This window comes from Streptomyces rubellomurinus, from assembly GCF_000961885.1.
Taxonomy (GTDB): Bacteria; Actinomycetota; Actinomycetes; order Streptomycetales; family Streptomycetaceae; genus Kitasatospora; species Kitasatospora rubellomurina.
In genome coordinates this window covers 60,463-81,458 of the sequence record NZ_JZKH01000006.1, presented here as the reverse complement: position 1 = coordinate 81,458, position 20,996 = coordinate 60,463, and the positions used below count along the sequence as shown (strand labels likewise).

At 75.8% G+C, this 20,996-nt stretch carries 20 protein-coding genes and 1 tRNA gene; 12 read left to right on the top strand and 9 right to left on the bottom strand.

The window, feature by feature from the left end:
* Positions 1 to 159: 159 nt before the first annotated feature.
* The gene (locus tag VM95_RS05070) at positions 160 to 918 is read left to right on the top strand and encodes an ABC transporter ATP-binding protein (RefSeq protein ID WP_045692804.1); all 759 of its coding nucleotides are present in this window, start codon (positions 160 to 162) and stop codon (positions 916 to 918) included.
* Between the two features lie 247 nt (positions 919 to 1,165).
* Positions 1,166 to 3,760, top strand: a complete 2,595-nt coding sequence (locus VM95_RS43560; protein WP_045692803.1) for an FtsX-like permease family protein — start codon at positions 1,166 to 1,168, stop codon at positions 3,758 to 3,760.
* Positions 3,761 to 3,836: 76 nt separating this feature from the next.
* On the opposite strand, the gene VM95_RS05060 is transcribed toward VM95_RS43560, so the two are convergent.
* The 3 genes from VM95_RS05060 to VM95_RS05050 form a co-directional block, all read right to left on the bottom strand.
* Positions 3,837 to 4,772 (bottom strand): AraC family transcriptional regulator, encoded by a 936-nt coding sequence (locus VM95_RS05060; protein WP_045692802.1) that lies wholly within the window; start codon positions 4,770 to 4,772, stop codon positions 3,837 to 3,839.
* Between the two features lie 27 nt (positions 4,773 to 4,799).
* Positions 4,800 to 5,726 carry an NADP-dependent oxidoreductase gene (locus VM95_RS05055; protein WP_045692801.1) on the bottom strand — a complete coding sequence of 309 codons (927 nt, stop codon included), beginning with the start codon at positions 5,724 to 5,726 and terminating at the stop codon, positions 4,800 to 4,802.
* Positions 5,727 to 5,894: 168 nt separating this feature from the next.
* The gene (locus tag VM95_RS05050; RefSeq protein WP_045692800.1) at positions 5,895 to 6,476 is read right to left on the bottom strand and encodes a TetR/AcrR family transcriptional regulator; all 582 of its coding nucleotides are present in this window, start codon (positions 6,474 to 6,476) and stop codon (positions 5,895 to 5,897) included.
* Positions 6,477 to 6,587: 111 nt separating this feature from the next.
* On the opposite strand from VM95_RS05050, the gene VM95_RS05045 reads away from it, so the two are divergent.
* The 7 genes from VM95_RS05045 (at position 6,588) to VM95_RS05015 (ending at position 13,034) form a co-directional block, all read left to right on the top strand.
* The gene (locus VM95_RS05045; RefSeq protein ID WP_045692799.1) at positions 6,588 to 8,042 is read left to right on the top strand and encodes an amidase; all 1,455 of its coding nucleotides are present in this window, start codon (positions 6,588 to 6,590) and stop codon (positions 8,040 to 8,042) included.
* A 234-nt stretch (positions 8,043 to 8,276) separates the two neighbouring features.
* Positions 8,277 to 9,002 (top strand): hypothetical protein, encoded by a 726-nt coding sequence (locus VM95_RS05040; protein WP_052707150.1) that lies wholly within the window; start codon positions 8,277 to 8,279, stop codon positions 9,000 to 9,002.
* Positions 9,003 to 9,102: 100 nt separating this feature from the next.
* Positions 9,103 to 9,402 (top strand): PadR family transcriptional regulator, encoded by a 300-nt coding sequence (locus tag VM95_RS05035; RefSeq protein WP_045692798.1) that lies wholly within the window; start codon positions 9,103 to 9,105, stop codon positions 9,400 to 9,402.
* Positions 9,399 to 10,184: a hypothetical protein gene (locus VM95_RS05030; protein WP_045692797.1), complete on the top strand. Its 786-nt coding sequence runs from the start codon at positions 9,399 to 9,401 to the stop codon at positions 10,182 to 10,184. The genes VM95_RS05035 and VM95_RS05030 overlap by 4 nt, the downstream gene beginning before the upstream one ends.
* Positions 10,185 to 10,278: 94 nt before the next feature.
* Positions 10,279 to 11,049, top strand: coding sequence for a polyprenyl diphosphate synthase (gene uppS / locus VM95_RS05025; RefSeq protein ID WP_045692796.1), 771 nt, complete (start codon positions 10,279 to 10,281; stop codon positions 11,047 to 11,049).
* Between the two features lie 103 nt (positions 11,050 to 11,152).
* Positions 11,153 to 12,043 carry a DUF4232 domain-containing protein gene (locus VM95_RS05020; RefSeq protein WP_045692795.1) on the top strand — a complete coding sequence of 297 codons (891 nt, stop codon included), beginning with the start codon at positions 11,153 to 11,155 and terminating at the stop codon, positions 12,041 to 12,043.
* Positions 12,044 to 12,083: 40 nt separating this feature from the next.
* Positions 12,084 to 13,034: a MerR family transcriptional regulator gene (locus VM95_RS05015; RefSeq protein ID WP_078859614.1), complete on the top strand. Its 951-nt coding sequence runs from the start codon at positions 12,084 to 12,086 to the stop codon at positions 13,032 to 13,034.
* Here the strand turns inward: VM95_RS05015 and VM95_RS05010 are convergent.
* Positions 12,955 to 13,362, bottom strand: coding sequence for a winged helix-turn-helix transcriptional regulator (locus tag VM95_RS05010; protein ID WP_045692794.1), 408 nt, complete (start codon positions 13,360 to 13,362; stop codon positions 12,955 to 12,957). The genes VM95_RS05015 and VM95_RS05010 overlap by 80 nt on opposite strands.
* A gap of 132 nt (positions 13,363 to 13,494) precedes the next feature.
* On the opposite strand from VM95_RS05010, the gene VM95_RS05005 reads away from it, so the two are divergent.
* Entirely contained in the window at positions 13,495 to 14,433 is a 939-nt protein-coding gene (locus VM95_RS05005; RefSeq protein ID WP_045692793.1) for an NADP-dependent oxidoreductase, read from the top strand.
* 87 nt (positions 14,434 to 14,520) lie between these two features.
* On the opposite strand, the gene VM95_RS05000 is transcribed toward VM95_RS05005, so the two are convergent.
* Positions 14,521 to 15,252, bottom strand: coding sequence for a response regulator transcription factor (locus tag VM95_RS05000; RefSeq protein ID WP_045692792.1), 732 nt, complete (start codon positions 15,250 to 15,252; stop codon positions 14,521 to 14,523).
* Positions 15,249 to 16,469 carry a sensor histidine kinase gene (locus VM95_RS04995; RefSeq protein WP_045692791.1) on the bottom strand — a complete coding sequence of 407 codons (1,221 nt, stop codon included), beginning with the start codon at positions 16,467 to 16,469 and terminating at the stop codon, positions 15,249 to 15,251. The genes VM95_RS05000 and VM95_RS04995 overlap by 4 nt, the downstream gene beginning before the upstream one ends.
* 145 nt (positions 16,470 to 16,614) lie before the next feature.
* Here VM95_RS04995 and VM95_RS04990 point away from each other — a divergent pair, with 145 nt between their 5' ends.
* Positions 16,615 to 17,793: a serine hydrolase domain-containing protein gene (locus VM95_RS04990; protein WP_045692790.1), complete on the top strand. Its 1,179-nt coding sequence runs from the start codon at positions 16,615 to 16,617 to the stop codon at positions 17,791 to 17,793.
* Positions 17,794 to 17,866: 73 nt separating this feature from the next.
* Here the strand turns inward: VM95_RS04990 and VM95_RS04985 are convergent.
* The 3 genes from VM95_RS04985 to VM95_RS04975 all read right to left on the bottom strand — a co-directional run bounded on the left by VM95_RS04985 (position 17,867) and on the right by VM95_RS04975 (position 20,054).
* A tRNA-Leu gene (locus tag VM95_RS04985) sits at positions 17,867 to 17,950 on the bottom strand.
* Positions 17,951 to 18,121: 171 nt separating this feature from the next.
* On the bottom strand, positions 18,122 to 19,390 hold the full coding sequence (locus tag VM95_RS04980; RefSeq protein ID WP_078859619.1) for an MFS transporter: 1,269 nt from the start codon (positions 19,388 to 19,390) through the stop codon (positions 18,122 to 18,124).
* 229 nt (positions 19,391 to 19,619) lie between these two features.
* Positions 19,620 to 20,054, bottom strand: a complete 435-nt coding sequence (locus tag VM95_RS04975) for a MerR family transcriptional regulator (RefSeq protein WP_045692789.1) — start codon at positions 20,052 to 20,054, stop codon at positions 19,620 to 19,622.
* Positions 20,055 to 20,141: 87 nt separating this feature from the next.
* Here VM95_RS04975 and VM95_RS04970 point away from each other — a divergent pair, with 87 nt between their 5' ends.
* Entirely contained in the window at positions 20,142 to 20,969 is an 828-nt protein-coding gene (locus VM95_RS04970; RefSeq protein WP_045692788.1) for an oxidoreductase, read from the top strand.
* Positions 20,970 to 20,996 lie beyond the last annotated feature (27 nt).

Genomic DNA, 20,996 nt, shown 5'->3' with positions numbered 1-20,996 from the left:
CCAGCTGCCCGTTTCGGCCCACGCTACCACCGCGCTCCGGCGCCTCCGGTGGGTGCAGTTCTCTGCACCTCGGAACTCCAGTGCACACCGTGTCCCCGGCCCGGGCCGCGCGCCTAGCGTCAGCCGGGCTGGTCGCGACGACGGGAAGGGGAACGGGCGATGGCGCACGGCGAGACCGGTGGAGCGGGGCCGGGGCCGGCGGTGGAGCTGCGGGCGGTCGGACGGACGTACGGGCGGGGCGCGGGCGAGGTGGTCGCCCTGCGCGACCTCTCCGTCGCCTTCGCCCGCGGCACCTTCACCGCGGTGATGGGGCCCTCCGGCGCGGGCAAGAGCACCTTCCTGCACTGCGCGGCCGGCCTGGACCGGCCGACGTCCGGCACGGTCCGCCTCGGCGGCACCGACCTGGCGACGCTCGACGAGGCGCGGCTGACCATGCTGCGCCGGGAGAGGATCGGCTTCGTCTTCCAGGCGTACAACCTGCTGAACTCCCTGACGGTGGCGGAGAACATCACCCTCCCGCTGCTGCTCGCCGGGCGCACGCCCGACCCGGCGCGGCTGGCGGCGGTCGCCCGGCGGGTCGGCCTGGCCGACCGGCTGCGGCACCGCCCGGCGCAGCTGTCCGGCGGCCAGCAGCAGCGGGTCGCGATCGCCCGGGCGCTGATCACCCGGCCCGAGGTGGTCTTCGCCGACGAACCGACCGGCGCGCTCGACAGTCGCACCGGCCGACAGGTGCTGGGCCTGCTGCGGGAGGTGGTGGAGCGCGACGGCGACACCGTCGTCATGGTGACCCACGACCCGGTCGCCGCCTCTTACGCCCAGCGCGTGGTCTTCCTCGCGGACGGCGCGTTCGCGGAGGCGATGGACGCGCCCACGCCGGACCGGGTGGCGGCCCGGATGACCCGGCTGGAGGAGTGGTGAGCCGGCGGGCGGCGACCGGACGCTACCGCCGCCCGGGAAGTCGAACCCGCCGACTTCCCGCGCACCCACCGCACGGTCCGCGACGGCCCCGCCGGCCTGAGCCGGCCCGGCCACGGCCGGGCCGCCGCCGAACACCCCCTTCGCCCTGCTTCGCCCCGCACGGGAAGTCGACCCGGCCGACTTCCGGTGCGGCCGCGCGAGCCGCCGACCGACCGCCCTCCGACGTGACCACGGACCAGGTGACCCGATGATCTTCCAGCTCGCCCGCATGACCCTGCGCGAGCGCAAGGCCGGCCTCGTCGCCGCGTTCGTCGCCCTGCTCGGCTCCTCGATGCTGCTCACCGCCTTCGGCGTGCTGCTGCAGTCGGGCCTGGTCGGCGGCGGCGTCGACGCGCAGCGCTACGCCCGGGCGCCGGTGGTGGTCGGCGGCCGGCAGTCCTTCTCGGTCACCGCCGGGAAGACGAAGGTGAAGCCGCTGTCCCGACCGGCGCCGCTGGACGACCGGGTGGTGGCCGAGGTGGCCGCCGTCGAGGGTGTGCGCCGAGCACTGCCGGACATCACCTTCCCGGCCCGACTCGTGGCCCCGGACGGCGGGCTCGACGCGACGAACAGCGAGCGGACGAACGGCGAACGGCCGTCGTCCGGCCACAACTGGTCCGGCGCGCCGCTGGGCCCGTACGAGCTGACCCGGGGCCGGGCGCCGGAGCGGCCGGGCGAGGTGGTGCTGGACGCCGCGCTCGCCGATCGCGCGCACGCGGAGCCCGGGCGCCGGGTGCGCGTGGCGGCGACCCGGGAGGCCCGCGAGTACCTGGTCACCGGCGTGGCCGCGCTGCGCACCCCGGACGGTCGGCCGCCACGCTCCCCGGCGGTGTTCTTCTGCGACGCCGAGGCGGCGGCGCTCTACGCCCACCCGGGCCGGGTCGACGCGGTCGGCGTCCTGCCCGAACCGGGCACCGACCCCGGCGCGCTGGCGGACCGGCTCGACCGCCGCCTGGCCGGGTCCGGCGCCGTGACGTACCTGGGCGGCGACCGCAGCCGGGTGGAGTTCCCCGACGTCGCCTCCGCCCGTTCCGGCCTGGTGGAGTCGGCGGCTTCGCTCGGCGCGACCGTCGTGCTGATCGCGATGATCGTGGTGGCGAGCACCCTGGCCCTGGACGGGCACCAGCGCCGCCGCGAGCTGGCGCTGCTGCGGGCGGTCGCGGCGACCCCGCGTCAGGTCTACCGGCTGCTGGCGGCCGAGGTCCTGGTGGTGTCGCTGGCGGCGGCGCTGCTCGGCTGCCTGCCGGGGGTGCTGGTCGCCGGGGGCCTGGTGAAGGGGCTGGCCCTGGCCGGCGTGGTGCCGGGGGACTTCGCGCTCTCGTACGGGCCGCTGCCACCGCTGGTGGCCGTCCTCGCGTCCGTACTGGCGGCCGAGGTGGCGGTGCTCGGGGTGGCGCGCCGAGCGGTCGCCGTCCGGCCGGTGGAGGCGCTCACCGAGGCCCGTGCGGCCCCGGCGCGACCGCGCCGTGCCCGTACGGTCTGCGGCGCGCTGCTGTTCCTGCTGGGCGTCGCGGCCGCGCTGCTCCCCCTGCTCTTCGACGGCGTGTTGGCCGTGGCGGGCGCGGGCACCGGCGGGCTGGTCATGGTGGTCGCGGTCCTGCTGCTGGCGCCGCCGCTGGCCGGTGCGGCGAGCCGCCTGCTGGCCGCGCCGGTGCGCCGGTGGACGGGGCCGCACGGCCGGCTGGCGGTCGCCAACGTCCGCGCGGACTCCCGTCAACTGGCTTCGGCCATCGGCCCGTTGGCGCTGGCGATCGGCTTCGCCCTGATCCAGCTGGGCATCCCGACGACGACCGCCGCGGCGGCCCGGGAGCAGGCCGCGGCGGGCGTGGTCGCCGACTTCACGCTGCAGGGCGGTCCGGGCGGGCCGCCGCCCGGGGTGGTCGGGGAGGCGGCCGCCCTGCCGGGGGTGGCGGGCGCGACGGGCGTGGTCCGGGTCGAGGTGCACGCCTCACGGGAGGTGCTGGGCTCACCGGAGGTCTTCACGTACCAGGCGCAGGGCCTCAGTTCGCCACCGTCACCGGCCACCCTCGACCTGGACGTGACGGCGGGATCGCTCACCGCCCTGCGCGGCGACGACACGGTGGCCCTCGGCACCGGCGCGGCCGCCACGCTCGGCGCGCACCTCGGCGGCCGGGTCCGCCTGCACCTGCCGGACGGCGCCGAACTGCGCCCGGTCGTGGTCGCGTTGTACGGGCGCGGCCTGGGCTTCGGCGAGGTGACGCTCCCCCAGGACGTGCTGTTCGCGCACAGCACCCGCCAGGTCGAGGACGCGGTGTTCGTCGGCGCCGCCCCCGGCGCCGACGAGCGCCGGCTGGCCGCGGAGTTGCGCAGCCTGGCCGGCCGCTACCCGGGCCTGGAGGTGCTGGACGCGGGCGGCCTGTCGGCGGCGCAGCAGGAACAGGCGTTCGCGTCCGTGCTGACCAGCGCCCTGCCGCTGGCGCTGGTGTTCGGCTACCTCGCCGTCTCGGTGGCGAACACGCTGGTGCTGGCGACGCTGGGCCGGGTGCGGGAGTTCGCGCTGCTGCGGCTGGTGGGGGCCTCGCGGGAGCAGGTGGTGCGGATGATGCGGGTGGAGGCGGGGGTGGTGGTGGCGATCGCGGTGGCGGTGGGTACGGCGGTGCCGCTGCTGCCGCTGGCGACGATCAGCCTCGGGCTGACCGGCTCGCCGGTGCCGTACGTCCCGGTGCCGCTGTACCTGGGGGTCGTCGCGCTGACAGCGCTGGTCGGGCTGACGGCCGTCCTGGTGCCGACCCGGCTCGTCCTGCGCGCCCGCCCGGTGGAGGGCATCGGCGTGCGCGGGTAGGACCTGGACGCCGCCCCAGACCGGCGGCCCGCGGCGGCCGCCCGCGGGTTCGGCTCACGCCGCCCGCGGGTTCGGCTCACGCCGCCCGCGCCTCCCGGCGGTAGCCGCCGGGGGCCTGTCCGAACTCCCGCTTGAACGCCTTCGCGAAGGCGTACTCCGAGCCGTACCCGGCCTGGGTGGCCACCGCCGTGAGCGGCGCCTCCGACTCGCGGAGCAGCCGGGCGGCGGTGGTCATCCGCCAGCGGGTCAGGTACGCCATCGGCGGCTCGCCGACCAGCGAGGTGAACCGGCGGGCGAAGGCGGCCCGGGACAGGCCGGCCCGGTCCGCCAGCGACTCCACCGTCCACGGGGTGGCCGGCGCCTCGTGGATCGCCGCCAGGGCGGGGGCGACGCCCGTGTCCCGGATCGCCGCCGCCCAGCCCGCGGCGGTCGCCGCGGGCTGGTCCTCGAACCAGGCCCGGAGGATGTACAGCAGCAGCGAGTCGATCAGCGCCGGCACGATTCCGGCCGAGCCGATCCGCGGGTTCTCCAGCTCCGCGCCCAACAGCTGGACGGCGGCGGCGAGTTCGGGGTGACGGCCGTGCCGGGTCGGCAGGTGGATCAGGGCCGGCAGCTGGCGGACCATCGGGTGCGGGCGGCCCTGGTCGAGGTGGTAGCTGCCGCACAGCAGGCTGGTCCGGGCGCCGTCGCCGCCGAGCGAGACGGTGCCGATCGGCGAGCCGCGGTCGACCCGGCAGGCCTCGGCGTCCACCGCCGGGGTGTCCGGGCGGTCGGCCAGGACGTGGCCGCGGCCGTCCCGCAGGAACACCACGTCACCTGGGCTGAGCGGGACGGGCTCGCCGCCGGTGGACCGGTCCGCCGGGACCAGCCAGCAGGTGCCGTACAGCACCACGTGGAACACGGCCCCGACCACCGGGGGCAGGCGCAGGCCCCAGGGCGCCCGGCCCTCGGTGCGCACGGATGCCGGGTGTGCCGTCCGCATCGAGGCCAGTGCCTCGGTCAGGATGTCCAACGTCCGCCCCCTGCCGTCCCGTCCTGCTCACTCAACGGTCAGTACGACCTTGCCCTGGACGCTACCGGAGCCGACCAGTTCGTGCGCCCGGCCGGCCTCGGCGAGCGGGAAGGTCCGCTCGACGTGCGGGCGGATCCGGCCGGCGTCCACCAGGGCGGCGATCGCCTCCAGCGCGGCGTAGTCGGGCTCGACGGAGACGCCCGCGAACCGGCGCCCGGCGGCCTCGACGGCGGCGGCCAGCTCCTGGTTCCAGTGCTCCATGATGCTCACCAGGGTCCCGCCCGGCTTCAGCACCTCCAGGGCGCGAGTGTTCTCGGAGGAGGAGTCGAAGACCACGTCGACGTCCCGCACGGCCCGGGTGTAGTCGGTGGTCCGGTAGTCGATCACCTCGTCCGCGCCGAGCTCCTTGAGGAAGCCGTGCTTGGGCTCGCTGGCGAGCGCGATCACGTACGCGCCACGGGCCTTGGCGATCTGCACGGCGAAGTGGCCGACGCCGCCGGCCGCCCGGTGGATGAGCACCCGCTGCCCCTCGCCGACCTCGGCCCGGTCCACCAGCCCCTGCCAGGCGGTCAGCGCGGCCAGCGGCAGCGCGGCGGCCTGGACGTGGTCCAAGGAGGCGGGCTTGCGGGCCAGTTGGCGCGAGGGCGCGGCGACGTACTCGGCGTAGCCGCCGGCGGAGCGCGGGAAGAACGGCATCCCGTACACCTCCTCGCCCACCCGGTAGCGGGCCCCGGGCCCGGCCTCCTCGACCACCCCGGAGATGTCCCAGCCCACCGTGAACGCCGGCTCGCCCAGCAGCGGGAGCGCCCCCGAGCGCACCGCCAGGTCCACCGGGTTCACCCCGGCTGCCTTCACCCGCACCAGCACCTCGCCGCCGAGCGGCTTCGGGCGCTCGGCCTCCACCAGCCGCAGCACCTCGGGGCCGCCGAACTCCTGCTGCACCATCGCACGCATCGCACTCTCCCTCGTCCGGTCAACACCGGCCCCCGGTGGGGCCGTTCGCGATGTCCTCAACGATAGGGAGAGCGGGTGAGCGGATGAATATCCCTCAGTCTTCACCGGATGTCCGATCGTCTCGCCGTGGGAGCGGATCGGACGGGAGCTCGAAGCCGGGCCGCGCGGTCAGGCCGTCCTCGCCCACAGCGCCGCGAGGTGCGCGTGCAGCAACTCCCCGGCTTCCTCGGCGTCGAGGCGTCCGAGGAGCACGTGCGCGGTGAGGCCGTCCGCGAGGGCGAGCAGCGTACGGGCCTCGCGGCGCGCGCCGGGCGCTCCGGCCTCCGCGAGGAGCCGGACGAGCAGGTCCTCGGGCTCCGCGTACCCGGCCCGCAGCAGCTCCGCCAGCCCGGGGTCGACGGCGGCCCGGGCGACGAAGGCGAGCCAGATCCGGGCCTCGGCGCGGTGTTCCGCGCGCAGCAGCGCCAGTTCCGTCGCGGCGTGGCCGAGGGCGCTGGCGGCGGACTGGGCGGGGCCGGCGAGCAGGCGGGCGCGGACCCGGTCGGCGATCCGGTCACCGATGTGCCGCAGCGCGAACCGCAGCATCTCGTCCTTGGTGCGGAAGCAGCGCTGCACGGCGCCCATCGACACCTCGGCGCGGGCGGCGACGTCGCGCAGGGTGGCGGCCTCGAGGCCGCGTTCGTCGATGAGCCCGCAGACGGCGTCGGCGATGCGCCGGCGCCGTTCCTCGTGGTCGACCTGCTTGGGCATGCTCGGCCTCCTTTCCTCGATTTTATTCGATGCAACCGTATCGGACGGTCGGGTACGGTTCGGTTCCGGTACCGATGCAGCCGCATCGGAAAGCCCGAGGAGGAGGATCCCATGCAGTTGTGGCAACGGACCGCCGGCGCCCTCGCCGCCGCCGTCCGGACCGGCGAGGTCTCGGCCGTGGAGGTGATCGACAGCCACCTGGACCGCATCGCCGAGGTCAACCCGCAGGTCAACGCCATCACCCAGCTCCTCGCCGAGCGCGCCCGCGCCGCCGCCGAGGACACCGACCGGCGCCGCGCGGCGGGCGAGCCGCTGGGCCCGCTCGCGGGCGTGCCGTTCACGGTCAAGGAGTCCACCCCGATCGAGGGCGTGCCGACCACCTTCGGCCTGCGCCGGTTCGCCGGGCTGACCGCCCGGGCCGACGCCGTCCCGGTCGCCCGGCTGCGCGCCGCGGGCGCCGTGCCGATCGGGCACAGCAACATGCCCACCCTGATCCTGTCCGGCATGCACACCCGCAGCGAGCTGTACGGCGACACCCGCAACCCGTGGGACGCCACCCGCACCCCGGGCGGCAGCAGCGGCGGGGACGGCGCGGCCGTCGCCTGCGGCCTCGCCCCGCTCGGGCTCGGCAACGACTCCGGCGGCTCGGTCCGCCTCCCGGCCTCGTTCTGCGGCGTGGCCGCCCTGAACCCGAGCAGCGGCCGGTTCGCCGCCGACCAGCGCGTGCTCGGCCCGGACGACCCCGGGATCGCCTCCCAACTCCTCGTCACGGACGGCCCGTTGGCCCGGACGGTCGGCGACCTCCGGCTCGCCTACGAGGTCCTGGCCGGGCCCGACCTGCGCGACCCGCGAGCCCTTCCGGTGCCGCTGTACGGGCCTCCGCTCGCGGGCCCCGGGCTCGCGGGCTCGACGCTCGCCGGCCCCGGGCTCGCGGGCCCGGTGAAGGTCGCGCTGGTCGCCGACCCGGGCGGCCTCGGCACCCACCCGACCGTCCGCACCGCGCTGGCGCGGGCCGCCGACGCCCTGCGCGACGCGGGCCACGAGGTGTGCGAACTCCCGGACGTGCCGCGCTTCGAGGAGGCGCTGGACCTGTACCACCGGATCATCGTCACCGAGTTCGCGCCCACCTGGCCGGCCGTGCGGGAGCTGCTCGGCGAAACCGGCAGCCGCTACATCGAGTTCACCATGCGCAGCGCCCCGCCGGCGGACGTGGCCGGGCTGATGAAGCTCACCGGCGCGCGGGCGGGCGTCCGGCGGGCGTGGGGCGAGTTCCTGGACGAGTACCCACTGCTGCTCGGCCCGGTGTTCACCGAGCCGCCGGTCGAGCCCGGGCTGGAGTCCCGCGACCAGGCCGGCCGGGACCGGGTCGCCGCCGGCCTGCGGCTCTGCTCGGTGACCACCCTGGTCGGTCTGCCGGCCGTGGCCGTCCCGACCGGCCTCGACGCGGACGGGCTGCCGGTCGGCGTCCAGCTGGTCGGGCGACCGTTCCGGGAGGACCAGTGCCTGGCCGCCGCGCAGGCAGTGGAGGACCGGCTCGGCACGTTCACGCCCGTCGACCCGGCGTGACGGCGGCTCCGCTGCCGGCCGTCCCGCCGGCCGGCCGCTAGCCGCCTCGCCGGCCGGTCGTCGGCCGGTCGTCGGCCGGTCGTCGGCCGGTCGCCTCTGCCGATCGGCAGGGGTGCCCGGCCGGCCGGGCACGATCTTTATGCCGATCGGCACATGTGCGGGAGGGGCTGCCGGGGCCAGGGTTGGGGCATCGAGACGGCGGCCACCGGGGGCGCCGTGAGGAGGGAGTCCACCATGTTCCGCGTTCGCTTCACTGCTCGTACTGCTCGCACCGCTCGCACGTCCCGCACCGCCCGCAGCGCGGCCGCCGCCGCGCTGGCGCTCGCGGCGCTCGTCGGCGTCGCCCCGGCCTCGGCCGCCTCGGACAGCGCTGCCGCCTCGGACACCGCCGCCGCCTCGCCCGCGCGGGAGGGCGGCCGGCACCCGCGCCCGGCGAGCGTCAGCGGCTCCGCCCGGATCATGTACGCCTACGCGCCGAAGGACGAGATCCGGTTCACCGTCGACGCCCGGCAGGTCCCGTACACGCACCTCTTCCCGGGCACCCGCCTGGAGCACGGCCTGCCCACCGACGCCGAGGGCACCGTCAGGATCTCCCACCACAGCGCCGAGAAGGGGCGGACGTACACCGCCGAGGCCAGGGTGGACTGCCTGGCCACCGGCGGCCCGGTCGCCACCCTGACCGCCGCCGTCACCAGGTCGGACGTCCTGACGGTCGGCGAGCGGATCGGCCTGAGCATCTACCAGGGCAGCGCCGACGAGGACGGCGACGGGACCGGTGACAACGGGAACGGCCGCACCGGAGCCCGCCTCGGCTTCTCCTGGGGCATAGGCAACATGGCCCTGGACGCCGCCGGCAAGCCCTACCAGCCGGTCGTCGGGACGTGCATGGCCCCGGCCCCGTTCGCGCCCGTCCTACAGGGAGGTTACGAGGTCCACCACGCCGACATCGAGGTCCGCTGACGTCAGGTCGGAGTGCGGTCCACACTGCGCTCGTACTACGTGGCGCGTAGCTCGCGGCGCGTAGTATGGTGCGGAGTCAGACCGGAAGGAGCGCCACGGCATGCAAGCCAACGACGCCCAGACACTCGTGCTCTGCGCACTCGCGGACGGGCCGCTGCACGGGTACGCCATCAACACGGCGATCGAGGAGCTGACCGGCGAACGCCTCGGCCCCGGCAGCCTGTACGGGGCACTGACCAGGCTGGAGTCCAAACAGCTCATCGAACCGCTCGACGGACAGGGTCGCCAGCGCCCGGTGCGGCTCACTCCGCAGGGCCGGGAGGTGCTGGAGCGCGAGCTGCGCACCATGGCCCGGCTGGCGGACGCCGGGCTGCGGCGGCTGGGGGTGAATCCGGCGTGAGCGTCATCGCCCGGAGCCTGGTGCGGCTCTACCCGGACGCCTTCCGGGAGCGCTGGGGCGCCATGGTGGAGGACGAGGCCCGGGGCGCCGGCTGGAAGTCCTGGCCGAACCTGGTCGCGGGCATCGCCGACATGTGGCTGCACCCCGCGTTGTGGCCGGCCGACTCCCCCGCCCAGCGGCAGCGCCGGGTGGCCACGATGGGCATCACGGTCGCGCTCGCCGCCTGGTTCCTCAACCACCTGGCCGCCGAGCAGGCCGACGCCCTGCCGTCCGCGATCACCGACGCCCGCACGGCGATCACCCACGGCAGCACGCTCCTGCTGCTGCTCGGCCTCGCCCTGGTCGCGCCCCGGCCCCGGCCGACCGCAGCGGCGGCCCTCCTGCTGCTGCGCTGGGCGCTGCGCCGGCTCGCCCTGCCCACCGCGGTCGGCACCGCCGCCGTGCTCGTCGTGCACAGCGGCATCGACACCACGCCGCCCACCCTGCGGGTCACCGTGCTCGCCGCCTGGTGGACCGCGCTCGCCCTCGGCGCGATCCAGATCCCACGGATCTTCACCGGCGTCGGCGCCGAGGCCGTCGTCCCGCCGCCCGCCCGGCGGCTGCGCGCCGGCGTCTGGACGCTGGCCGCCGCCAGCGCCACCGGCGGCGCCGCACTCCTCGGATCCTCGGCGACGGACGGCCTGCACCCGCTGGCCGCCACCCTGGGCGTCGGCCTGCTGCTGCTCACGGCCGTCTGCACGGGCACCCTGCGCGACCTGCGGGAGCTGCCGCCGGTCGACTGACCGGCCGCCCGCCGCTCGCCCCGCCCGACATCACCCCACCCCACCTGACACCACCCCACCCGACGCCACCCCACACCACCTGGACGGCACCCTCATGCCCGATCCACTCCGTACCCTCTACACCCGCCGCCTGCGCCGCCAGGTCGCGGCCGGTCCGCTGCCCCGGCACGTCGGGCTGATCATGGACGGCAACCGCCGCTGGGCCCGGCAGATGGGCCTGGCCAACCCCAGCCTCGGCCACCGCGTCGGCGCCGAGCACGTCGAGGAGGTGCTCTCCTGGTGCGAGGCCCTCGGCATCCGGCACGTCACCGTGTTCGTCTGCTCCACCGAGAACCTCCAGCGCCGCGGCGACGCCGAAGTCGCCTTCCTCATGCGGGTGATCGAGCAGGTGGTGACCGACCGGCTCGCCCGGCCGGACCCGACCTGGCAGGTCCACCTCGCGGGCCTGCTCGACGCCCTGCCCGACAGCACCGCCCATGCCCTCAAGGAAGCCGTCGAGGCCACCCGCGACTGCGCCACCGGCGCCCACGTCACCCTCGCGGTCGGCTACGGCGGCCGCCAGGAGGTCATCGACGCCCTGCGCGACCTGATGTACGCCCGCGCCGAGGCCGGCGCCTCGCTCACCGAGGTCGCCGACACCCTGACCGTCGACGACATCGAGCCCCACCTCTACACCGCCGGCCGCCCCGATCCGGACCTGGTCATCCGCACCAGCGGCGAACAGCGGCTGTCCAACTTCCTGCTCTGGCAGAGCGCCTACTCCGAGCTCTACTTCTGCGAGGCCTACTGGCCGGCCTTCCGCGAGATCGACTTCCTCCGCGCCATCCGCAGCTTCGCCGCCCGCCAACGCCGTTACGGAGGCTGACCGCCCCGGCCCGGCGGGGCATCTCCCGGACCGTTGCAGGGCTGTTTCACGGCGAGTGGCGCGGGCCACAGCCGCCCCGATCGGTTCGTGATCGACTCATCCGATGCGTCAGTTCGCCGAACCCAGCCGTCCGCTCGCCCCCGCCGCCTCCGCCACCGCCGTTGCCACCGCCGTCGCGGCGGCAGCCGCCCTGCTCGCGGGCTGCGGGTCTACCGGAGCCTCGACCCCGGGCACCCGCAACCGCGCGGAGTGCGCGGCGAAGCCGTCCGAGCTCACCCAGGGCGGGGTGCGGGTCACGGTCGACCCGGTCTGCGGGGACTACCAGGTCACCAACCAGGGCGGCGAACCGGCTGACGTCACCGTGACGTTCAACCGGCCCGCCCTGATCGGCGGCGGTCTGGAGCCCGTCCCGAGGACCGAGACCGCCCTCGCCCCGGGCGCCACCGCGCGCGGCCGCATCGACCCGGCCGACCCCCGGGCGTCGCCCCGGCCGGGCACCGCCCACCAGGTGAAGATCGTCCGGGTCCGCAGCGTCCCCACCACCGAGGCCCCGCAGCCCGGCGGCCCCTGCCCGCCCTCCGGCGTCCGGCTCTACGCCGACGAGGGCGACGCCGCGATGGGCCTGCGCGTGGTCGGCCTCAACCTGCGCAACTGCGGCACGTCCCCGGTGTCCCTCGACGGCTACCCGACGCTCCAACTCCTCGACCACGAGCACCTCCCGATCGACGGCGTCCGCCTCCTCTCCGGCGGCGCCGAGATCGCCACCGGCACCGGCGCCGACGCCCCACCGCAGAAACTCACCCTCCGCCCCGGCGAGGGCGCCCACTCCACCCTGGTCTGGCGCAACACCACCGAGGCCGGCGCCGCGGTCAACGCCCCGTACGTCCGCGTCCGCGCCACCCCGAACGCCGCCCCCGTGACGGTCACCCCCGAACTCGACCTCGGCACCACCGGCCGCCTCGGCATCGGCGCCTGGGTGAAGGACCAGACCTAGGAGTTGCCCCTGCCCCTGGGGCAGGGAGCACAGTGGCCGCATGCCAGACGTACAGGACGTACAGGACGCACCACTCGTGCCGGACCCGCCGGCCGCACGCGGCGAGCTGATCGCCATCGGGGAGCTCGCCGCCCGGACCAGGCTCAGCCTGAAGGCCCTGCGGCTCTACGGGAGCAGGGGGTTGCTGCCGCCGGCGGTGGTGGATCCGCGCACCGGTGCCCGCCGTTACGGGCCCGAGCAGGTGGAGCGGGCCCGGCGGATCGGGCTGCTGCGGGCGACCGGGATGCCGCTGGCGCGGATCGCCGCGGTGCTCGACGCGGGCGGGGCGGAGTCGGTGCGGGCGCTGCACGCGTACTGGCGGGAGCAGGAGGCCGAGCACGCCGTCCGCCGGGACGCGGTGGGCTATGCGCGGGAGGTCCTGGCGGGCGCCGGCCCGGCCGGGTACGCGGTCGCCGAGCGCGAGGTGCCCGAGCAGAAGGTCCTGTTCACCAGCCGGCACGTGACCGCCGCCGACCTGCCCGGTTTCCTCGCGGAGGCGAGCCGGTCGCTGTTCGCCCGCCTGCGGGAGGCGGGGGCCGGCCTGTCCGGGCCGCTCTTCGCCGTCCACCACGGCCTGGTGAGCGAGGACTCGGACGGCCTGGTCGAGGTCTGCGCTCCGACCCCGGACGCGGTGGAGCCGTCCGGCCGGATCGGGGTCCGGATCGAGCCGCCGCACCGTGAGGCGTACACCGCCGTGACGAAGGGGCAGGGCGACTACCCGTCGATGGCCGCCGCCCACGACGGGTCGGCGCCTGGCTCACCGCGCACGGCCACGCCCGCGGCGCCTCGAACCGCGAGGTGTACTACCCGAACTGGGCGACCGCCGAGCCGGGCGACCACGTCGCCGACGTCGCCGTCCCGTTCCGGCCCCGTCAGGCCTCCGGGTGCTGCTCGTCGTAGTCGGCGCGGGCGGCGAGGACGGCGGGCATGTGGGTCTCGGCCCAGTCCTTGATGGCCCGCACCAGCGGCAGCAGGTCGCGCCCGAGCGGGGTGAGCGCGTAGTCGACGCGGGCGGGCACCCCGGCGGTGACGGTCCGGGTGAGCAGGCCGTCGCGTTCGACGGCGCGCAGGGTCTGGGTGAGCATCTTCTCGCTGACCCCGGCGAGGCGTCGGCGCAGGTCGCTGTAGCGCTGCGGCCCGTCGGCGAGGGCGTTGACGACCAGGCTGACCCACTTGTCGCCGATCCGGTCGAGGAGTTGGCGGGCCGGGCACTCGGCGAGGTAGGCGTCGTAGTCGGCGCGGGCGGCGGCGCGGCGCTGGGCGGCGGTCGTGGTGGGCACTGGTTGGCTCGACTCCCCTTGCCGTGCGGTACGCACCTTCGAGTGCGTCCTTCCCGGTGGAGAGTAGCTCTCCCTAGGTTGGGTGGTGTTCCCGATCCCGGGTTCTCGGTGGGAAGTTGAGGAGTGTGCGTGATGCGCGCGGTGGTGGTGCGGGAGTTCGGCGGCCCGGAGGCGCTGGAGCTGGCGGAGGTGGCGCGGCCCGAGCCGGGGGCCGGCGGGGTGCGGGTGCGGGTGGAGGCGGCCGGGGTCAACCCGGTGGACGCGGTGACCCGTGCGGGGGTGCTGGCCGGGGCGGGGCTGATGGCGCGCCGGGAGGTGACGGGCATCGGCTGGGACGTGGCCGGGGTGGTGGACGCGGTCGGGCCGGGGGTGACGGGCTTCGCGCCCGGGCAGCGGGTGATCGGTCTGCGCGACCGCCTGGACGTCGACCTCGGCACCTACGCCGACTTCGCCGTGCTGGACGCCGCCGCGCTGGCGCCCGTCCCGGACGGCCTCGCGCCGCACGAGGCGGCGACGCTGCCGCTCAACGGCCTCACCGCCCTGCAGGCCCTCGACCTGCTCGACCTGCCGGCGGGCGCCACCCTGCTGGTCACCGGGGCGGCGGGCGCGGTCGGCGGCTTCGCCGTCGAACTGGCCGCCCTGCGCGGCCTGCGCGTGGTCGCCCTGGCCGGGCAGGGCGACGAGGCCCTGGTGCGCGGCTTCGGCGCGGAGTGGTTCGTGCCGCGCGACGTGCCCGATCCGGCTGCGGCCGTACGGGAGTTGGTGCCCGGCGGCGTGGACGGCGCGGTGGACGCGGCGCTGCTCGGCGTCCGGGCGCTGGGCGCGGTGCGCGGGCGCGGGGCGTTCGTCGCGGTGGCGGGCGGCAGCGAGCCGGTGGGGCTGCGCGGCATCCGGGTAGCGAACGTGTGGATCACCGCGGACGGCCCCGCCCTGGCCCACCTGGCCCGGCTCGCCGCGGACGGCCGGCTGTCCCTGCGGGTCGCCGACACCCTGCCGCTGGCCCGCGCCGCCGAGGCGCACGAGCGCCTGGCGAAGGGCGGCCTGCGCGGCCGACTGGTCCTGACGCCCTGACCGGGCGGCCGGCCGGTCCGGTGGCGCAGCCCGGTCCGGGTGCGCAGCCCGGTCCGGTGGCGCAGCCCGGTCCGGGGGCCGACCGCGCTACCCGGCGGCGCCCGGAACCACCAGGCCGGACTCGTAGGCGATCACCACCGCATGGGTCCGGTTCTGCGCGCCGAGCTTGGTCAGCACGTTGCCGACGTGCGTCTTCACCGTCTCCAGGCGCACGCGCAGCGCGTCGGCGATCTCCGGGTTGGTCAGGCCGGTGGCCATCAGCCGTAGCACCTCCTCCTCCCGCCCGGTCAGCGCCGCCCTCGGCAGCGCCTCGGCGGAGGCCAGCGGGCGGGCGGCGACCATCCGGCGCAGGGCGGCCGGGAAGAGGATCGCCTCCCCGGCGGCCACCACCCGCACCGCCTCGGCGATCTGCCGGACCGGGAGCCGCTTGAGCACGAAGCCGCTGGCCCCGGCGCTGAGCGCGGCGGTGACGTAGCCGTCGTTCTCGAAGGTGGTGATCACCACGACCTTCGGCGGCGCGCCCGAACCGCCCGAACCGACCGAGCCGCCCGACCCGGCCGAACAGGCCGGGCCCGCCGGCTCGGCCAGCAGCTGCCGGGTGGCCTCGATCCCGTTGCGGCGCGGCATCCGCACGTCCATCAGCACGACGTCCGGCCGCAGCCGCCGCGCCCGCTCGACCGCCTCGACGCCGTCCGCCGCCTCCCCGACCACCGCGATCCCCGGCTGGGCCGCGAGCAGCGTGCGCAGCCCGCTGCGGGTCACCTCGTCGTCGTCCGCGATCAGGAGGGTGACGGGGGCGCCGCTGTCCGAACCGCTCACGCCGACACCCGGACCGGCAGCCGGACGGCCAGCCGCCAGCGCCGGGGCCCGTCCGGGCCGGCCTCGAACTCGCCGTGCAGCAGCCGCACGCGCTCGGCCAGCCCGGGCAGGCCGTGCCCGGAGGTCGGGAAGCCGCCCCCCGCCGCGCCCGTCCGGTTCACCACCGAGAGCTCCAGCCCGTCCGGGCCCGCCGCCACCCGGACCTGGACCGGGCCGCCCGCCCCGTGCCGCAGCGCGTTCGTCAGCCCCTCCTGCAGGATCCGGTACGCCGCCCGGGAGAGCGTCCCCTGCACCTGCGCCAGGTCGCCCGACAGCTCCGGCTCCACCACCGCGCCCGCGTGCCGCAGCCGGTCCAGCAGTTCGGGCAGGTCGGCCAGGGTCCGGGTCGGTGCCGTCCCCGGCTCCTCCTCGCGCAGCACGCCCAGCACGTAGTCCAGGTCCTCCAGCGCGGCCCGGGTCGACTCCTCGATGCTGCGCAGGGCGGCCCGCGCCGCCGCCGGGTCGGCGGCGAGCACCTCGCCCGCCACCGCGGCCTGGATGGTGGCCGCCGTCAGCGTGTGCCCGATCGAGTCGTGCAACTCGTGGGCCAGCCGGTTGCGTTCGGCCAGCAGCCGTTCCCGCTCGGCCGCCAGCGCGAGGCGTTCGGCCGTCGACGGCCCCAACAGCCGGGGCGCCGCCCGGCGCAGAGCGCCCGTCACCGCGGCGCACACACCTGCCGCCGCCAGCACGCAGGCGAGCGCCGCCACCCAGCTCCACCAGCCGCCCGCCACCTGCACCGACCGGCCGAAGAGGCTCAGCCGCGCCTCGCCCCGGAGCCAGTCCCCCGGCAGCGACAGGCCCAGGAGGAGCAGCACCCCGCCCACCAGCGCCGCCGCCCAGCCCAGCCCCACGTGCAGCAGCAGCCAGAGCGGGGTCCGCCACCGGTCGGCGCCGGGCCTCCGGCCGACCGCCGGATCGGGCAACGGCACCCCCAACAGCCGCCGGGCGGAGGCGACCAGCGCCCGGCGCACGACGCGGACCGACCCGACCGCGCCGAGCAACGCCGCCCAGGCCACCAGGGTCAGCCCGGCCTGCACCGCGTACGGGGCGGACCGCCACGCCAGCGCCGGCAGCATGGCGAAGGGCAGCAGCGGAAGGCTCGCCAAGGCGCCGAAAACGGCGAACAGCGCACCCGTGTACGTGGAGCCGCGCAGCAACGGCCGGATTCCTCTGATCATGATCGCCAGTATGGTCGGGCGGCTCGGCGGCGGCCTCCCCCGATCGAGGGAGCGATTCCTCCCGCTTTTCCGCGATGTGCGCCCGCGGCTCCGGAACCCATGATCGTGCCCACTGTTGTCCCGACGATTCCAGGGGAGTTGGCACATGAACCAGCAGGCACGGCAGCAGCGGCGTCCTTCCGGGCGGCCGCGAGCCGCCGCAGCGGCGGCCGCGCTGGCCATCGGCGCCGTCCTGGCGGGCACCGTGGCACCGCCCGCCGCGAACGCCACCGCGAACACCGCCGCGAACGCCGCCGCCAGGAAGGACCCCGTCCAGCAGGGCCTGAACGCGCTGGTGCACGACGACGGCCTGCCCGCCGCGCTCGCGAGCGTCAGGGACCGTACGGGCCGCACCCGCGGCTACACGGCGGGGGTCGGCGACCTGGCCACCGGCGCGAAGGTGCCCCGGGACGGCCAGGTGCGGATCGGCAGCAACACCAAGACCTTCACCGCGGTGGTCGTGCTGCAACTGGTCGGCGAGCAGCGGATCGGATTGGACGAACCGGTCGAGACCTACCTGCCGAACGTCGTCCGGGGCGAGGGGATCGACGGCCGCCGCATCACCGTCCGCCAGCTCCTCCAGCACACCAGCGGGCTCCCCGACTACGAGGGCTCCATCGACGACGCCACCATCCGGCACCGCTACTTCGAGCCCCGCGACCTCCTGGACATCGCCTTCCGGCAGAAGGCGGACGCCGCGCCGGGTGCGAAGTTCGGCTACAGCAGCACGAACTACGTGCTGGCCGGCCTGATCGTCCAGCAGGTCACCGGCCGCCCCCTCGCCGAGGAGATCGACCGGCGCGTCATCCAGCCCCTCGGGCTGCGCCGCACCACCTTCCCCGCCCCCGGCGACCGGACCGTCCCCGAGCCCCACCCCCGGGGCTACCACCGGGATCCGGCGGACGGGCCGCTGCGCGACATCACGGAGCTGGACCCCTCCGCGGGCGGGGCCGCCGGCCAGATGATCTCCACCACCTCCGACCTCAACCGGTTCTTCACCGCGCTCCTCGCCGGCCGCCTCCTCCCGCCGGCCCAGCTCGCCCAGATGCGCACCACCGTCCCCATCGGCGACACCGGCGCCGGCTACGGGCTGGGCCTGATCAGCCGGCCGCTGTCCTGCGGCGGGGTCTACTGGGGCCACGGCGGCGACATCCCGGGCTACGAAACGCGGGGCGGAGCCACCGACGACGGCCGCTCCGCCGAGATCACGGTGACTGCCGTTCCGGCCGACGCGGCCGCCACGAAGCACCTCGAAGCCGTGGTGGACACGGCCCTCTGCCACTGACACCGCCACGCGCCCACGCGGCCGGAAACCGAAGTGGCCGGTCGATCCGAGGATCGACCGGCCACTTCTTCTGTGCGCGAGGGGGGAGTTGAACCCCCACGCCCTTTCGGGCACTGGAACCTGAATCCAGCGCGTCTGCCTATTCCGCCACCCGCGCATCTGGGTGATGGGTTAAGCATAGACCATCTGGAGGGGTGCTTCCGACCACCGGGAAATGGACGGGCCGACCGCACGGAGGACTCGCCGTCGCCCCCTGACCGGACGGCAGGAAGGAGCCCCGGCCGGGGCACCGCGCGGCGCCCCGACCCGAACACCTACGGCCGACGCACTACGGCCGGCGCCCTGCGGGCCGAGCGCCGCCGCCCCGGCGCCCGCCCGCGGGCGAAGCCGCTGCCCGGGAGGTGAGGGTCCACCCCCACACGGCCAGGACCGCGAGGCCGGCGGTGAGGCCGCCGAGGGCCATGACCGCGGACGGGGAGGTGCGGTCCACGACGGCCCCGCCGACCAGCGCGCCGAGCGAGATCGTCGCCTGGAAGGAGGCGGTGAACAGCACCGAGTCGGCTTCGGGGGTGTCGGGGGCGGCCCGGGCGAAACAGGTCCGGGACGCGACCGGGACCGCGCCGTAGGCGACGCCCCAGAGGGTCAGCAGGACCACCGCGCCGGCCTTCGAGCCGCCCACCAGTGGGAGCGGGAGCGTGGCGAGGGCCAGCAGGCCGGCGGCGGCGGCGAACCCGGCGCGCGGGTGCCGGGCGACGACTGAGCCGCCCAGGAAGTTGCCGAGGATTCCCGCCGCTCCGTAGGTCAGGAGGAGCAGGGTGATCAGCGTCGGGCCCGCGTGCGTGACCTGTTCGAGGAACGGGGTCACGTAGGTGTAGGCGCCGAAGTGGGCCAGCACGACGAGGACCGTGAGGAGCAGCGCGAAGCGGGTGTTCACGCCGCGGAGCAGGCCGCCGAGGACGCGCAGGCGGGTGGTCCCGGTCGGCGGCAGGGGCGGCACGACCAGGAGCAGCAGGACCAGCACGCCGACCGTCAGGACGCCCAGCACGGCGAACGCGGTGCGCCAGCCCGCCGCATCGCCGATGAGCGTGCCGACCGGGACGCCCAGCACGGAGCCCAGCGGGACGGCCGAGAAGATCACCGAAACGGCGCGGCCGACCTTCTCCGCCGGGACGAGCCGGTCGGCGAGTCCGGCCCCGATCGACCAGAAGCCGCCGATGGTGACGCCCACCATGACGCGCGACGCGAGGACCAGCCCGAAGCTCGGGGCCACCGCGGCCATGCCGTTCGCCAGGGCCAGCAGGAGCAGGAACGCGCACAGCATCAGCCGGCGGTCCACGCGGGCGGTCGCCACGGTGACGAGCGGCGCCGAGACCGCGGCGAGGAAACCGGGCATGGTCATCATCAGCCCGGCCATCCCGTCCGAGACGGCGAAGCCGGATCCGATCGACGTGAGCAGGCCGATCGGCAGGATCTCGGTCGTGACGATCGAGAAGATCCCCAGCATCACCGAGAGCACCGCCAGCCACTCGACCAGGGGTGATCGGGGCGGCGGGGAGGTCCCGTCCGGGCGCGGGAGGGCGGTGGTTGTCGAGGTCATGAGTTCCATCCGGTGACGGGCGTGGAGGTGCCCGACCAGTTCAGTCGGTCTCACGGAGGGCCGCTGGCAGCTTTGCGACATCACCCGTGCGGTGAGCCGCCGGCCCAGGGAGGTGCCACTCGACACCCGGACACTCGGCACCCGAACCCTCGGCACCCGAGCCCTCGACACCCGCACAACTCGGCTCACCCGACCGGCAGTTGGCCTAACGGCCTAACGGCCTAACGGCCTACCGGCACGCCTGCTCCGGGCCCGGGTCGGCCTCCGCGTGGGACGGGTTCCACAGCCGGTCGGCCTCGCCGCGGGCCAGGTGCTCCTCGTAGATCCGCACCTTCTCGCGCATCACGTCCAGGGCCTCCTGCAACTCCCGGACCTGCGCCTCCACCTGGCGCTCGTGCCGGCGCAGCAGTTCGAGCCGCTCGTGCTCGTTGCCGGCGCCCTGGCGGGCCAGCTCGATGTACTGCCGGATCGTCGCCAGGGGCATGCCGGAGGACCGCAGCTTCGTGCAGATCGCCAGCCACTCCAGCTCTTCCTCGTGGTAGACCCGGCGGCCGTTGGCCAGGCGCCGCACCGGGTTGGCGAACAGGCCCTCCCGCTCGTAGAACCGCAGCGCGTGCACGCTCAGCCCGCTGCGCTGCGCCACCTCACCGATGCTCAGGTCCACGGGAACTCCCCCTCGCCCAACTGTTGATCTAGAGAGGACTCTAGGACCTAGCGTCGAGCCATCACCCCCTCTCACCAGGAGAATCCCATGAGCGTTTGGTTCGTCACCGGGGCATCGCGCGGGCTCGGCGCGGAGGTCACCCGCGAGGCGCTGGACCGGGGCCACCGCGTGATCGCCACGGCGAGGGACGCCTCGGCCGTGCTCAAGGCGTACCCGGAGCAGCCGGAGGGCCTGCTGGCCGTGGCCGCCGACGTCACCGAGCCCGCACAGCTGGCGGCGGCCGTGGAGGCCGGGCTGGCCAGGTTCGGCCGGATCGACGTCGTCGCCAACAACGCCGGGTACGGCCTGGTCGGCACGGTCGAGGAGAGCTCGGACGACGCCGTCCGCGCGCTGTTCGACGTCAACGTGTTCGGCGCGCTCAACACGCTGCGGGCGACCCTGCCGACGCTGCGCGCCCAGCGGTCCGGCCACGTGCTGAACATCAGCTCCGTGGCCGGGTTCGCCACCGCGGCGGCGGTGGGCCTGTACGGCGCGTCGAAGTTCGCCCTCGAAGGCATCTCCGAAGCCCTGCACGGCGAACTGGCCCCGCTCGGGGTCCGCGTGACCATCGTCGAGCCGGGCGGCCACCGCACGGACTTCCTGAGCGGCTCCAGCCTCCGCACCGAGCCCGCCACCATCGCCGACTACGCCGCGGCGACGGGGCCGGTGCGCGAGGCGATGGCCCAGTACGACGGCCGCCAGCCCGGTGACCCGGTGAAGGCCGCCAAGGCCATCGTCGACGTCACCGAGATCGCCGAGCCCCCGCTGCGCCTGCCGTTGGGCGCGGACGCGGTCGAGCGCATCGAGGCGAAGCTGGACCTCGTCCGCCGCGAACTCGACCAGTGGCGCCGCGTCGCGCTCTCCACCGCCCACTGACCGCCACCAGGCCCCGGTGTGCACAGG

Coding starts and splice junctions, on each gene's coding strand:
- VM95_RS05005 (WP_045692793.1), top strand. CDS start 13,495: ATGCGCGCGGTGGTGGTGCGGGAGTTCGGCGGCCCGGAGGCGCTGGAG.
- VM95_RS05020 (WP_045692795.1), top strand. CDS start 11,153: ATGCGTCAGTTCGCCGAACCCAGCCGTCCGCTCGCCCCCGCCGCCTCC.
- VM95_RS05070 (WP_045692804.1), top strand. CDS start 160: ATGGCGCACGGCGAGACCGGTGGAGCGGGGCCGGGGCCGGCGGTGGAG.
- uppS (WP_045692796.1), top strand. CDS start 10,279: ATGCCCGATCCACTCCGTACCCTCTACACCCGCCGCCTGCGCCGCCAG.
- VM95_RS05035 (WP_045692798.1), top strand. CDS start 9,103: ATGCAAGCCAACGACGCCCAGACACTCGTGCTCTGCGCACTCGCGGAC.
- VM95_RS05015 (WP_078859614.1), top strand. CDS start 12,084: ATGCCAGACGTACAGGACGTACAGGACGCACCACTCGTGCCGGACCCG.
- VM95_RS05055 (WP_045692801.1), bottom strand. CDS start 5,726: ATGCGTGCGATGGTGCAGCAGGAGTTCGGCGGCCCCGAGGTGCTGCGG.
- VM95_RS04990 (WP_045692790.1), top strand. CDS start 16,615: ATGAACCAGCAGGCACGGCAGCAGCGGCGTCCTTCCGGGCGGCCGCGA.
- VM95_RS43560 (WP_045692803.1), top strand. CDS start 1,166: ATGATCTTCCAGCTCGCCCGCATGACCCTGCGCGAGCGCAAGGCCGGC.
- VM95_RS05050 (WP_045692800.1), bottom strand. CDS start 6,476: ATGCCCAAGCAGGTCGACCACGAGGAACGGCGCCGGCGCATCGCCGAC.
- VM95_RS04980 (WP_078859619.1), bottom strand. CDS start 19,390: ATGACCTCGACAACCACCGCCCTCCCGCGCCCGGACGGGACCTCCCCG.
- VM95_RS05045 (WP_045692799.1), top strand. CDS start 6,588: ATGCAGTTGTGGCAACGGACCGCCGGCGCCCTCGCCGCCGCCGTCCGG.
- VM95_RS04995 (WP_045692791.1), bottom strand. CDS start 16,469: ATGATCAGAGGAATCCGGCCGTTGCTGCGCGGCTCCACGTACACGGGT.
- VM95_RS04970 (WP_045692788.1), top strand. CDS start 20,142: ATGAGCGTTTGGTTCGTCACCGGGGCATCGCGCGGGCTCGGCGCGGAG.
- VM95_RS05040 (WP_052707150.1), top strand. CDS start 8,277: ATGTTCCGCGTTCGCTTCACTGCTCGTACTGCTCGCACCGCTCGCACG.